Source organism: Sphingobacterium sp. NGMCC 1.201703, from assembly GCF_047784615.1.
Lineage (GTDB): Bacteria > Bacteroidota > Bacteroidia > Sphingobacteriales > Sphingobacteriaceae > Sphingobacterium.
Window position 1 is genome coordinate 566,786 of record NZ_JBLOHD010000004.1, and the last position, 14,038, is coordinate 580,823.

Below are 14,038 nucleotides of genomic sequence, written 5' to 3' on the forward strand. Positions count from 1 at the left end.
AAAATGAAAATATTAAATATACTATATACAACAGTAATCGGTATTTCCCTTGTTGCATCTTCTTGTTCCAAGTCCAAGTTTGCTGATATTAATACCGACCCTAATCGCCCTGCCACCGTTACAACACCGACAATCTTGGTAACTGCCGAAAAGCAATTGCTTAATGCCTTACGAAGCGAAGAGGTCAGTTTACGTGGAGCGCAATTATTTTCACAATATTTTGCCCAAAATATTTACACTGATCAATCACGTTATCAAATACCGACGAGTTATTCCGACAACTACTGGACGGCAACTTACAAAGCATTGAACAACTTAAATGATATTATCAAACTCAATACAAATGAAAGCACCAAAGCGATCGCAGCAGCAGGAACAGCTGGCACCAACGCTAATCAGATTGCGATTGCAAGAATTCTTAAATCTTATGCTTTTCAATCATTAACCGATGTTTTTGGTAATATTCCCTATGAGTCTTACGGAAATAAAGATGCTGATTTTGAAGCCCTGCAACAGGACCCAGACAACTTAACGCCTAAATATGCAAGTCAGGAAAAAATCTATAAAGATATTCTAAACGAACTGCAACAAGCGGCTGATACCCTAACGAAATATACAACAGCAACCACATTTGGCGCCGCTGATATTATCTATAAGGGATCCAATGCCAGCTGGGCAAAATTTGCCAATTCACTACGGTTACGGATAGCCAATCGCATTAAGGCAAAAGATGCTGCATTGGCAGCAACGCATATTGCCGATGCGATAAAGAAAGGCGTATTTACCGCTAACAGCGATAATGCTGTATTTAAATATTCTAAAACTCCACCCAATGAAGCACCACTATTCCGGGCCACAGTGACAGCCAACCGAAAAGATTTCGCCGTTTCAAATGTACTTATAGAAGCCCTGCAGGGTACACGTGGCCCCTTTAAAATTGCAGATCCTCGCTTGTCTAAATTCGCAAAACCTACATCCTCAGGAAATGCCTATTTCGGCCAGCCGTATGGGCTTCCTTTAGCCGCCGGAAATCTATTCCCTGTGGATAAAATATCTTTACCAAGTGACGCCATCAACGCGGCTGACTATGGCGAAGTTCTTCTGGAATACGCTGAAGTAGCATTCCTCTTGGCAGAAAATAACAATTGGGATCAAACTAATTATGAGAAAGGAACTCGCGCTTCGCTAGAAAAGTGGGGGGTATCGCAAGAAGATATTAATAGCTATATTAGCAAACTTCCGCCAGCCAGCAAAGAAAATATACTGTCTCAGAAATATCTAGCACTTTTCAATCAGAGTATCGAAGCCTGGTCTGAGATTAGAAGAACCGGCTATCCATTATTTCTTATCAAAAAAGGAGATATTACCTGGAGCGGAACTATAGACGGCAAACCGGTCACCTATACCTTTAATCCCGAAGTTGGTGATGCGATACCAAGTCGTTTGTTGTATCCATTGAAAGAGCAAAGTACCAATAAAGCAAATTATCAAGCAGCCCTTGCACAACAAGGAGATGATGTGATCAACACCAAAGTATGGTGGAATAAATAAAAAAGTATTTTCTACCCCTTTGAACACCTGAAGTTTAAGATTTCAGGTGTTTTTTTTTTCAATTATTTCCTAACTTCGTAGAAGACCATTAAGAAAGAATGCCATGGATGATCAAACATTAGATAAAATCGACCAACTGAGTGAAGAAGGAAATGCCTATTGTGATGAAGAGAATTTTCCTGAAGCGATCAGAGTATGGACAGAAGCGCTCAATCTCGTCCCTGCTCCACAAAACGTCCACCCCGAAAGCCTCTGGCTAGAAGCATCGATAGGTGATGCATATTTCTTGCAGGACGATTTTGAAAATGCCCTTCTACACTTTGAAAATGCCAAAGGCAATATCATCGAAAATGCCTATGAAAATCCTTTTATCATGCTACGATTAGGACAGTGTTACCTGGAAACAGCTAATACCGAATCTGCACAAGAATACCTTCTTCGCGCCTATATGATGGAAGGAAAGGAAATTTTTGAAGAGGAATCACCAAAATATTTTAATTTTCTGGCTGATAACGTCGAATTGGATTAATCAATGGCATCTGCCACCTCCATTGGTAAATCAGATTCAAGAATAGATGCACCCTGGGCGAATATCGCCCTATATTTTTTCCGACGCTCATCCTTTTCTGGGAGCTTATCGTAAGTAGACGCCGAGGAGATCATGCACATGACTCCCTTTGCATTAAAAAAGTGGTACATTTCCGTATTCGACTCTTTCAGCTCAGGCCCTATGTAGACAATCATTCGGTCATAAGGCAATCCCGAATCTTTAAATTTAGCTAAGGCAGACTGATCTTTGATATGCATGGACATATACTGATCCGGATGTTGAGCCAAATAGTAGGCTGCCTGCTCAACGTTATGTACAGTTACCCAAACCCAACTATACGCATTATGCTTTCGCAATATAGCTGCGGTTGCCGACAGCGGTAGATCTTTCTTATCAAGATTTAAAATGGTTTTCCCTTTCGCCCATTCAATAACTTCATCTAGGGTATTTATAGGATATTTAGTAATATTTCCTGCATGGTCTTTCAGACGAAGTTTACGCAATTCAGTCCAGGTATAATCCGATACCCGACCGATCCCGTTGGTCACCCGCTCCAAGTTTGCATCATGCAGCAATACCGCAACACTATCTTTCGTATAGCGAGGATCTATTTCAAAAATTGCTGGAGTTTTACGTAACACGGCTTCAAATGCCGCTATCGAATTTTCAGGAAGACCATCTTCTATCGTCCCGCGGTGACCGCTTATAATTTTCTTTCCTTCAGCATACTTAAAGTATGCACGCATCGCTTCTGCGGATTCAAAATTCAGCCAGTGTTTACTTTGGGCAAAAGCACGGCTATCTAAGAAACCGAAAAAAAATAATATTAGAAATACAGAAATCGTTTTCAACCGTAAACCATTGTGATCTGAAGCAGTCATCTACCTATTTAATTATGGAAATATCAATTGCTAAAATAGCTATCCTATATCAATAAATCGTAAACAAAATATGTATTTTTCTATTCTTGCCATTGGTATAAAAAACATCAGTTCAACATATTCTTAAAATTGTTAGCCATCAACAAAGACACTCCGCAAGGCTTTTCGCCTTGTCAATATGGATTTTGCGAGAGTAATCAAAATAGATCAAAAAAATTGGATAAAAAAGCGCTCTTTTTTAAGCCGAAAAAGTATAAATATTCTATATTTGCATCAATTTATATTTGATCTAAATAAACTACCATGAAAGAAAGAACACGCTATATGATGTTCGCAGCAGCAACCCTCGTCCTCCCCGGGACGCAGTTACATGCACAAGAATTCACTCTCCTTGTAAAAAATACAGAAAATAAACCCGTCGCTCAGGCTAATATCAAACTCAATGGAAAAAACATCGGATACTCTGATCAGCGCGGGCTATTTCAGCTCAGTAAAGTACCAACGGACACGCCGCTTCAATTTCGTGTTTCCTATACCGGTTTTTCTCCTCTTGAAAAAACAGTGCGTTTAGATACACTCAGCGGCCCGCTCTTATTTCAGTTAAACGCAACACAGACTTTAGACGAAATTATTGTCACCGCCGGTCGTAAGGCCGAAAGTATATCGACAGTCCCCTCTTCTGTATCGATCTTAACTACAAAGGAGATCGAGGCACAGAGTCAGATCAGTACCAATCTTTCCACAATACTTGGCAATACAATTCCCGGGCTGGGGACAGCTACCAATAAAGCGACTAATTCGGGTCAGACCTTACGGGGACGATCAGTACTGGTTTTAATAGACGGTATTCCACAATCCACACCATTAATGAACGGCCAACGCGATCTGCGCACCATTGATCCAAGTGTCATTGAACGGGTAGAAGTTATCAAAGGAGCTACCTCCATCTATGGAAATGGCTCCGCGGGTGGGATTATCAACTACATCACACGCAATCCGGCAAAAGATTCAGCCCCCATGCAAGGAATTACCAGCCTGCGGACAACCTTCAATCCAATCAACAGTGCCGGAACACTGGGTTATCGTGCTGCCCAAACATTGTACGGCCGAAAAAACAGCTGGGACTACACCCTTAGTGGATCAGTAGACTATGTAGGGCTCCAACGCGATGGCGATGGGGTAGCACTCGGCCAGGCCGATGGTCTTTCAAATACCTATCAATACAATGCATTCCTCAAGCTCGGTTATACGATTGATAGCAGTTCCAATCTATCCGCTGTATATAACTTTTATCGCAGCAACCAGCACAACCGGTATATCAACCAAACGGGTATCTATGGACAATCCCCCACTATCGGGGTAAAAGGGGATGACCCCGGCAAACCTGCCGGCACACCGTACAACCACAATGCGATGCTGACGTATACCAAAAATAATCTATTTGCCTCCACCTCCCTCGTTGCTTCGGCCTATTACAATACCTTTCGATCCATGAATCGTTATGTCGAAAAAGCATCGGCATGGTATGGTCCTGGTCAAACACAGATCAACTCCGAGAAAAAAGGATTACGTATCAACCTCAATACGCCTTTTCAAGTATTTGGTTCCAATGCAGATGTCACTTATGGACTTGATCTCCTGAATGATGTCACGGATCAAAACCTGACGGACGGCAGGGTGTATATCCCTTATATGAATATGCTCAATGTAGCGCCTTACGCACAAGTAAAGATTGATTTCCTCGAAAATTTAATTTTCAAAGGTGGCGTCCGTTATGAAAATGCAACCGTCAAAATCAAAGATTTCAACACCATTGCTACAGGGCCGAATAATGAAGGTAGTATTGCTGTCAAAGGCGGTGAAATACCGTATAAAGGAGCCACGTTCAATGCCGGCCTTCGCTACAATAAATATGCATTCTTCAATCCCTTTATAAGCTTTTCACAGGGTTTTGCAATCAACGAACTCGGACGTATCGTGCGCAGGGCGACCGACAACGACTTGGACAGTCTGAAAACGGATCCCATCATTACCAATAATTATGAAATCGGGTTTTCCAGCAACTACAGTATTTTCCAACTATCTGCTTCCTATTACTATAGTACCTCAAAAATGGGCGTGGAACTGGTAGACATTGGTGGTTATCTGATGCCACAACGACTTCCCGAAGATGTCTATGGATATGAAGTGGCCTTAAGCGCAAATATCAGCCCTCAACTCACAATAGGTGGGACATATGCCTATGTTGAGGGAAAATCGAAGAAAGAAGACGGCACAAAGTCCTACCTTAATGGATCACGCATTGCTCCGATTAAAGCAACGGGATACATCTATTATACACCAATAAAGCCATTGACCTTTCAATTGTTTTGGGTGCATACCGGCTCCCGCGACCGTTTTATGCCAAACGAAAAAGGTATTTACAAAAACAGTGAGGGGCCGGTTAAATCTGTCGATTTATTCAATCTAAACGGTAATTACCAAATCAATAGACAATGGTCATTGGGACTGGGTATCGAAAACCTGTTCAATAAAAATTATTACCCTGTCGTCAGTCAGTACCGCGCGCTAAATGAGGATTACGTCAAAGGCCAGGGAATGATGGCTTCCTTTAATATCAATTATAAATTTTAAATGCTCAAATCTAGCATACTTTGGCTGCATAAATGGCTCGGGATAATCACTGGCATTATAGTATTTATTTTAAGTATAACAGGATGTATATACACCTTCCAGGATGAGCTCAAACTATGGGCTTATCCTGAAAAGTATTTCACAGCCCCTGTTCATAGCGCCTCGCCCCCACTTCCTTTAAGTACCTTACTGAACAATGCACAGCAAAGTCTGGAGGAGGGACAGAAAATCTCCCGTATAGACCTCTATCCGGCAAAAGATCGTACCTGGGTATTTCGTGCCATGAAAACAGATGAAACAGCCTTCGGCCATTGGAATTACTTTCGCTATTATAAAAGGGTATTTATTAATCCCTATACAGGAAAGATACAACAGGTTGAAAATACAAAGACAGAGTTTTTCCAACTGGTCTTACAACTCCATCTTAACTTGTTGCTGGGAAAAAAATACGGACATGCCTTGGTAAGTTGGTCTACAGCGCTATTTATGGTCATTCTATTGAGCGGGATCGTATTGTGGTGGCCGAAAAAATGGAAAGGCAAACATTTGCGCAGGAGCTTTTGGCTGGATACGAAAGTGAAATGGAAGCGACTAAACCACGATCTGCACAATGTCATTGGCTTCTATAGTCTATTGTTTGGACTAGCCTTTGCTGTGACGGGCCTGGCCTTTGCATTCCCTACTTTTAAAAAGTCCTATGTCGCTACATTTAATCTTTTTCAACAGGAAGCGACATCTACAAAGCTACCTGTCCCGACACCGATCCCTTTGACTTATGAAAAATTTCAGGACAATGCACTGCACTATAGCCTCAAAAATTATCCGCAGGCCGAAATGCTTTCCATCCGACTGAAAAAAGAGACCGAACCAGAAATAGATATCCAGATCAGAAGGTACGAAAAACGGAGCGGTATCTTTGACTGGCTATATTTTGACCGAAAACAAGCTAATTTAAAACAGATCAAAACCGGTGACGACTTGCGATTCGGAGATAAACTTGGATCGCTCAATTATGATATCCATACAGGTAGTATTGGCGGCATGGGAACAAAGATTATCGCTTTTATCGCCAGTCTTTTTTGTGCTTCCCTGCCAATTACAGGGTATATTATCTGGTTGAACAAAAGCAAGAAGACAAAGAAAAAGAAGGGTTATCAACATAATGTTAATAAGTACTGTTAATAACAGGACATTTCCTTTTAAACAGTTTATCAACACAGTTATCAACATAATGTGGAAAAGTACAACATTCATGCCCACTGCATAAAAACCAATGACCTGCCTAAAATTTAGTCTCATAATTCTAATTCGTTTTTACACAGAAAAAGAAAGCCAGTACATAAACGTACTGGCTTTCTTTGAGCAATAAAAACCAAAAGAATAAGACTAGAGATTCGGATTTCTTACAGTCTCTTCGTAAGGGATAGAAAATAAGTAATATGAGCTGTTTTGAACAAAAGCCGATCCATCAGGAAATTTAATAACACGATGACCTTGAGCATTGACCAGTTTAGGTTTACCGTCAGCACCGACAATCTCTACTTGGATAGGTTTTCCATCGGCGTCAACATACGACTTCCGAGCCACCTTACCCTGCGTACGAAGAATATCGGATAATGCAAATCCTTCTCCCCATAGTTCCTTGCGTCTTTCAATAAGAATTTCTGCAATTAATTGATCAACATCATTTCCAGTAAATAATTTTGCATTTCTAGCTGTACGCAATTTATTCAATAGCGCTATTGCCCTATCTTTTTCTCCGGCCCTCGCATAACCTTCCGCTTCAATCAATACCATCTCCGAAGCGCGCATATATACAATATCACCGATCAAATTAGATTTAAATTTAAACTTTTTATACCGCAGAAAACCTTCTCTACCCGGCAGATTATCCCATTCAAATAGTGAATATCTCACATCGTTGCTATCAAACAAATTTTTAAAATACGGATCAGCCATAAAACTATAGTAATAAGATCCTGCTGAAGACACATCCAGGTAGTGGAAGGTGTAACTTGCGACGCTCTGCTCATTCGTTTGCTTATGTCCCCAAATCCACTCTCTATTTGCCAAGTCATTAAATCCCGCTTGATATTCGGATGCGTTCATTAACTCATAATCTTTAGCAGCCTTTTCTGCATATGCCGCGGCTAATTTCCACTCGCCTGTTTGTAGATAAGTCCGCGCCAGCAAACCATTGACGACATTAATGTTTATATCGAATTTCTCACCTATACCCGCTGATGCTAACAACTTTTCACTCGCATTCAGGTCACTCACGATAAGCTTATAAACCTCCTCTTGTGTTGCCCGGGGTTTTCCCTGAGTTGCAATGGTACTGGGTTCGGTATAAATAGGCACTGATTTAGCCGCTTTATCCTTTAAATAACTAAATTGATAATAGGTCGCCAAATTCAGATAAGCAAATGCACGTAATGCATGTGCTCTTCCTTTTAAAACCCCTTTAGCTTCCATTGATCCGGCCGCACCATCGACCTTCGCAATGACATTATTCATATTATCAATCACTTTATACAACATAATCCAAAAGGAATTGACACGGTTCGAACGATTATTTGTTAACTCGGTAAATGCATAAGCATCCCGATAACCATATTTTGTCGTCACGGCAACATCACTTCCCATAGCGTCACTTGTACGCATGATTGAAGTATAGCCCGGATTCGCATAGGTAAAATAGGTATCATTCAAATATTTCCAAGTACCGTTAATAACGGTTGCGACATTATCCGTATTTTTAAAGACCTCTTCTTCTGATACAGAGGTAGTCGGGCTGGTCTCCAGAATATCCTTACACGATGTATTCGCCAAGGATAAGGCTATAAGTATAGATGTAATTTTTAGTTTCATGATTTTCATTTAATTTTTCAGCTTAACAACACATCATTAAAAAACAAACTGAACCCCACCAGAAATTGTCCGCATCGCTGGATAGCGGAAATAAGTAGCGCCATTCACCGTTTGTTCAGGATCCATTCCTTGATGCCCATAAAATGTCAGTAGGTTTTCTGCAGTCGCAAAAACGCGGACCTTTTCTATCCCAATTCTTTTAATTAGCGCTGCCGGGAGACTATACCCCAGACTGACGTTTTTAAGACGCGCATAGGTACCACTGTATAAAAAACGTGTCGATGAGGAAGTCCAGTTCAGATTATCCGTCGTCAATTTTGGTACATCAGTTTGCGTATTCTCCGGTGTCCAACGTTCAAGTATTTCCTTTGACCAAGCACGTCCCGGGTTACTTCCGTTGTGCATAATCTGAATATAATCATTATCCAATATTTGACCGCCAAGGCTGAAACTCAACAAGGCTGATAGATCAAAATTTTTATAGGTAAAGCTGTTCTGAATCCCGCCGACCAGATCTGGAAGCGAGCTACCTGCTATAAAATTGCCTGCTTTTCCATATTCCGAAGTCTTTTCGCCTGTTTTATTACCATCCTTGTCTGCAGTATACCATTGCGGCAAACCATTTTCTGGATTTACACCAGCCCATTCGGGCAAATAGAAATCATAAATGCTTCCACCTACACGCAAAAGCTTATTGCCAGTAGGAATGGGCCTATTATTATTTGGCAGTGCTGTAATCTTATTTTTGTAATGTGAAAGATTAAGATCCAAATTCCATCTAAAATTGTCATTCTGAACAGGAATGGTATGAATATCCACATCGATACCCATATTTTTCAAAGCGCCAATATTAGCGTCATAACCGGTATACCCTGTTGAATATGCCATTGGCATTGTGAATAGGAGGTCTTTACTCCGTCGGTTAAAATACTCAACAGTTAACGATACCCGATTGTCAAATGCAGATAGGTCAACACCTACATTGAGATTGAGGTTCGATTCCCACTTTAAATCGGGAGTAGCCAATCTCCCCGTATAGGTTCCCCCTCTGCCCAAACTGTTAGCAATAGTATATAGCCCTTTGTAGGCATAATACGTTCCGAGGTTATCATTTCCCTGTCCGCCATAACTCGCTCGCACAGTCAACTGATTAATTGTCGTATTATCTCTCAAAAAGTTCTCCTGCTTTAATTTCCAGGAACCACCCAAGGACCAGAAAGTACCCCAACGGGTATCAGGCGCAAATCGGGAAGATCCGTCTGTTCTTAGCGATCCTGACAGGTAATACTTATTATCATAGTTATATTCCACCCTACCCAAAAAACTCAATAATCTATAATCAACACTGGATCCTGTAAAATCATTTAATTGCGAAGCAGCCACGGGCTCAAAGAGATCAGGCATAACAAAGCGTTCTCTACTCCCACTGATATTGCTGCTGTTGAACGCATAATATTCCTGACCGGCCAACACATTCAGGTAATGCAAACCAAACTGTTTCTCGTAAGTCAATAAATTGTTCCAGGTCTGTGCAACAGTTCGCACATTTGAGCGATAAACATAACCGCCAGTATTGACACCATCACCCAATACTGGATTGGTATAGTCATGTGTACTCCCGTTGGTATAATCAACACTGTAGGTCGATTTTAATTTTAAATTTCTGGTAAATAATGCTTCCAAATAAGCGCGGGCAGAAAGATTCTCCCGACGAATATCATTTTTATCCAGCGGTAAAGAAGCTGCCAGATTATTACGCGGCGTTGCACCGCTTGGTCTATACTCCCCAAAATCATACACTTTATTTCCGTTGGCATCGAGCACAAAAGATCCATCCGGGTTTCGTTCATAATACGGATAAAAAGATGGAACCAGTCTCGTAAAGTTGATGATATTAGCCGTATTGCTATCCTCGGATTGAGGGTATTTTTGCTGCGTGCTGCTACCACCGATATTCACCCCTGCATTCAACCAAGATTTAACCTTACTATCAATATTAGCTCTTAAGTTATAGCGCTTAAAACCCGATTCGATCGCTATCCCTTGATCGTTCAGATAACCGCCCGAGATGTAATACGTGCTTTTCGCACTCCCACCGCTAAACCCAAGATCTGCCTGTGTACGCACACCTGTACGCTGCAATACATCTGTCCAGGGATCGTCCCAAAGTGTTTTTGCCCCTGCAACCAGCTTACCATCTTCGCCGACGGGTTGAGGATATTTACTGCCGTAGGGATTGACATTAAGATCAGTCAGCAATGTTTTACTTGCATTTGTAGCGGATTGAGCCGCAGATAATCCATTGGACAGATTTTTATTTCTTAAAGCCTCCCAATAGAGTTGAAAATACTCATCGGTCGATACCTGATCATAATCGCGAACTGCCCGGGTTGAATAACCTTGAGTAAAATTCAGATTAATTTTTGTATTATCAGAGGCGATACCTGATTTGGTCGTAATAATAATTACCCCATTAGCCCCCCTAGAACCGTAAAGTGCACTGGAGGCAGCGTCTTTTAATACCGAGATCGACTGTATATCGTTCGGATTAATGGAATTGATGTCACCGGCATAGGGGTTGCCATCCAATACGATCAAAGGTGCACTGGAGGCATTGATAGATCCAATCCCTCTGATCCGGATAGTCGCCTCGGTACCAGGTTGACCCGAAGAAGCGACCGACTGTAATCCCGGAACCTGACCTTCCAATGCTTTTGTGATATTAGAAACCTGTCTGTTCTCGATCGCTTTACTGCTCACGGTACTAACTGAACCCGTAATATTGGATCTTTTGGACGTACCATAAGCCACCACAACGACTTCCTCCAAACCTGTGCTCGATGGTTTCAGAGCCAAAGAAATATTAGCTCCGGAGGCTCTCAATTGTTGGGATTCGTAGCCTATAAATGAAAAATCCAAAAGAGGAGCATCCTTGCCCGAAGCGCTGATCGTAAACTCACCTTTAGCATCAGTAAGTGTCACCTTATTTTGATCTGATATACGTACACTTACGCCAGCTAGCGCCTGGCCGGTAGTCGCATCAGTAACTTTCCCCTGGACGGAACGTTGCTGTGCATACAATTTATTCATACTGGCACTAGACAATGCTAACGCGACAATAGGAAAGTATTTGAATGTTGAGTGCATATAGAGGGTGTTTTAATAAATTAGTTAAGCATTATACTTATATAGAAAAAATAAATAGACATAGTGTAATTATTCGAGTCAACAGCTCCCTTTTTTGTACAACTCTAAAAATCTACTAAATTGATAGATTTTATTAGAGCGCAAATATAATACAATCTATACTAATTTACTATACATTTTTTATAAAAAAATAAATTACTAAAAATCAAGATATTACAAAAACAACTCAGGACAATAAACTGATAGTAAGCAAGCTAACAGATTGCTATTGATCCAGCCAGCGTTGAAAATTTGGTGAACGCTCTTCACTAACAATAACATCAATCCCCTTTGGAGTTGGGGGAATTAATTCTAATTTAATTCTATTCCGACTTATTTTTAACATAGACTGAATGGAATCAATACGAATAAGAAATTTTCTGTTAATTTGAAAAAAAACAAATGGGTCTACCTGAGTCACCAAGTGAACAAGGCTATCTTCAATGATATAGGCCTCCCCCGACTCCTTTTCCACCGCATATAGTTCTTTATCTTCCGCCATAAAGTAAGCAATATCGGTGATCGCCAAGGACTTTAAAAAGTTACCATATTTCACCAGAAAGCGTTGCTTTAGACGCGGCTCTGTTTTGGGTAACAGTGGCTCAAGACGTTTCATTGTCTGTGCGAGCTCCTCCACATCGAAAGGTTTTAATAGATAGGCATAACCTTGATTTTGAAAAGCTTCCAATGCATATTGTTCATAAGCTGTTGTAAAAATGAGCGGCACATCAATCGATACCTGCTTAAATATTTCAAAACTCAGTCCATCCATCAGATGGATATCCATAAAGATCAGGTCAAAATGATGCTTATTGATGATCTTCACCGCTTCCTGAATCTCCTTTGCATTGGTAAAGGTCAATGCGCCATCCCCATAAAGGTCTGTCAACATCTCCTTTAAGCCTACAAAAGCCCAGTCTTCGTCTTCGACAATCAATATATTCCATCCCATGGTTTGAATGTAATAAAAAATCCATTTCCTAAGAAAGAAAATGGATTAATATATAAAGGATTAAAAAAAATTGACCTTATTTTAATAGATCTGGATTATTATTGATCGCTTCTTGTGGATAACGGATCACATAGCGCGGATCATTTTGCTGCAAGGTCACCGTTCTACCAAAACTCGCATGTGTTATTGCAGGCCTTGTTGTACGTTTTAAATCATACCAACGCAGACCTTCAAGAGCCAATTCACGTTTACGTTCCAGTAATACCGCATCCAGCAACTGTTCTTTGGACAGATTTGCGTAAGCTTTGACTTGCTGTGTATACGCATCAGCCGTAAATCTGTTTTTCTTTAACGCTGACAGATATTTTAAGGCCTCTGCAGTGTTCCCTAAACGCAAATTGCATTCTGCAATTGTCAGGTAAAGATCCGCATTTCTGAAGCTCACGTTGAAACGGTTTTCTCCTCCTTTAAGTGAGACATAATCAGCACCTCTTTTTTGGAAGTAACGTCCCTTTCTCAAGTCACCATCTGAATAAGACGACAATAAAGAGGGTGAAATAAATGAACTTGAACGTACTTCCGGAATGGATACTTTCTCCAGCGCCATAATCATCTCTTCTGACTCAAAATCATTCGGCAGCTTACTACCGGCAACGTTCAGATCGACCAACTTATTATTTATCGCCAGCGCTTTCTCAGCAGCTTCCATTGCCACCTTCCATTCACCGCGATACAAATGAATACGTGATGCCATCGCGTAAGCTCCACGCTTACTAAAGCGGTAATTCACACCTTTCGCCTGATCCTCCACCGTAAGCAATGCCGTCCCCTTTTCCATATCTGATAACACCTGTGCATACGAATCACCTATCGTTGCTGGCACAAAACGTTGCTCCAGATCGATTTTGGTGGACAGTGGAACTCCACGCAAAGCTACATTGCTTGCTGAATAAACTTCACTGTAGCAATTCAATAACTCAAAATGCGCATAGGCACGCATCAGGTAAGCCTCCCCTTTGATCTGATCGACGTTAGCGTTACTGGTCAATTTTTCGTCAATCGTACTAATGATCTGGTTACTGTAGAAAATACTCTTATAGAAGGCCAGATACGGATAAGCAGTGGTTGCTGGATCGGGATTTTGATCGTTCCAGAGATAAATATCTTTGGTCCGGGCAGCATCTGTAGAGCTTTCATCCAACAGCAGTTCGTCGGTACGTAACGACAGATACGATTTATGTGCCGGAAAACTCGTGTAGCCACTTGTCATCAAGCCTCTAAAATCACTTTCTGAGGTAGGAATGACAGTCCCCACCGGTTGTATATCTAAGTATTTATTGCAGGAAGTCAATGCGCCAATCGTCATCATCATTCCAAAATAAATTATGTTCTTCATATTATAATCAATTAAAA

The 14,038-nt window shown here is 41.0% G+C and carries 9 protein-coding genes; 4 read left to right on the forward strand and 5 right to left on the reverse strand.

The window, feature by feature from the left end; genetic code table 11:
- The first annotated feature begins 3 nt into the window (after positions 1-3).
- Positions 4-1,551 (forward strand): SusD/RagB family nutrient-binding outer membrane lipoprotein, encoded by a 1,548-nt coding sequence (locus ACK8HY_RS10735; RefSeq protein ID WP_416133629.1) that lies wholly within the window; start codon positions 4-6, stop codon positions 1,549-1,551.
- A gap of 103 nt (positions 1,552-1,654) precedes the next feature.
- Positions 1,655-2,080, forward strand: a complete 426-nt coding sequence (locus tag ACK8HY_RS10740; protein WP_077438726.1) for a tetratricopeptide repeat protein — start codon at positions 1,655-1,657, stop codon at positions 2,078-2,080.
- Here the strand turns inward: ACK8HY_RS10740 and ACK8HY_RS10745 are convergent.
- Positions 2,077-2,982 (reverse strand): glycerophosphodiester phosphodiesterase family protein, encoded by a 906-nt coding sequence (locus ACK8HY_RS10745; RefSeq protein ID WP_416133630.1) that lies wholly within the window; start codon positions 2,980-2,982, stop codon positions 2,077-2,079. The two genes, ACK8HY_RS10740 and ACK8HY_RS10745, sit on opposite strands and share 4 nt — an antisense overlap.
- A gap of 303 nt (positions 2,983-3,285) precedes the next feature.
- Between ACK8HY_RS10745 and ACK8HY_RS10750 the strand changes: the two genes are divergently transcribed.
- Entirely contained in the window at positions 3,286-5,616 is a 2,331-nt protein-coding gene (locus ACK8HY_RS10750; protein ID WP_416133631.1) for a TonB-dependent receptor, read from the forward strand.
- A complete protein-coding gene (locus ACK8HY_RS10755) occupies positions 5,617-6,798 on the forward strand; it encodes a PepSY-associated TM helix domain-containing protein (RefSeq protein ID WP_416133632.1) in 1,182 nt (393 codons plus the stop codon). It begins immediately after the preceding gene.
- A 204-nt stretch (positions 6,799-7,002) separates the two neighbouring features.
- Here ACK8HY_RS10755 and ACK8HY_RS10760 read toward each other — a convergent pair whose 3' ends face one another.
- From ACK8HY_RS10760 to ACK8HY_RS10775, 4 genes are all read right to left on the reverse strand, one after another.
- On the reverse strand, positions 7,003-8,487 hold the full coding sequence (locus ACK8HY_RS10760) for a RagB/SusD family nutrient uptake outer membrane protein (RefSeq protein ID WP_416133633.1): 1,485 nt from the start codon (positions 8,485-8,487) through the stop codon (positions 7,003-7,005).
- Positions 8,488-8,523: 36 nt separating this feature from the next.
- Positions 8,524-11,634 carry a SusC/RagA family TonB-linked outer membrane protein gene (locus tag ACK8HY_RS10765; RefSeq protein WP_416133634.1) on the reverse strand — a complete coding sequence of 1,037 codons (3,111 nt, stop codon included), beginning with the start codon at positions 11,632-11,634 and terminating at the stop codon, positions 8,524-8,526.
- A gap of 265 nt (positions 11,635-11,899) precedes the next feature.
- Positions 11,900-12,625, reverse strand: coding sequence for a LytR/AlgR family response regulator transcription factor (locus tag ACK8HY_RS10770; protein ID WP_416133635.1), 726 nt, complete (start codon positions 12,623-12,625; stop codon positions 11,900-11,902).
- A gap of 76 nt (positions 12,626-12,701) precedes the next feature.
- Complete coding sequence (locus tag ACK8HY_RS10775; RefSeq protein WP_416133636.1) at positions 12,702-14,021, reverse strand: RagB/SusD family nutrient uptake outer membrane protein; 1,320 nt, start codon at positions 14,019-14,021, stop codon at positions 12,702-12,704.
- Positions 14,022-14,038 lie beyond the last annotated feature (17 nt).

What these genes read in the sequence shown, in the direction of transcription:
- ACK8HY_RS10735 (WP_416133629.1), top strand. Translation starts at nt 4, where the DNA reads ATGAAAATATTAAATATACTATATACAACAGTAATCGGTATTTCCCTT.
- ACK8HY_RS10740 (WP_077438726.1), top strand. Translation starts at nt 1,655, where the DNA reads ATGGATGATCAAACATTAGATAAAATCGACCAACTGAGTGAAGAAGGA.
- ACK8HY_RS10745 (WP_416133630.1), bottom strand. Translation starts at nt 2,982, where the DNA reads ATGACTGCTTCAGATCACAATGGTTTACGGTTGAAAACGATTTCTGTA.
- ACK8HY_RS10750 (WP_416133631.1), top strand. Translation starts at nt 3,286, where the DNA reads ATGAAAGAAAGAACACGCTATATGATGTTCGCAGCAGCAACCCTCGTC.
- ACK8HY_RS10755 (WP_416133632.1), top strand. Translation starts at nt 5,617, where the DNA reads ATGCTCAAATCTAGCATACTTTGGCTGCATAAATGGCTCGGGATAATC.
- ACK8HY_RS10760 (WP_416133633.1), bottom strand. Translation starts at nt 8,487, where the DNA reads ATGAAACTAAAAATTACATCTATACTTATAGCCTTATCCTTGGCGAAT.
- ACK8HY_RS10765 (WP_416133634.1), bottom strand. Translation starts at nt 11,634, where the DNA reads ATGCACTCAACATTCAAATACTTTCCTATTGTCGCGTTAGCATTGTCT.
- ACK8HY_RS10770 (WP_416133635.1), bottom strand. Translation starts at nt 12,625, where the DNA reads ATGGGATGGAATATATTGATTGTCGAAGACGAAGACTGGGCTTTTGTA.
- ACK8HY_RS10775 (WP_416133636.1), bottom strand. Translation starts at nt 14,021, where the DNA reads ATGAAGAACATAATTTATTTTGGAATGATGATGACGATTGGCGCATTG.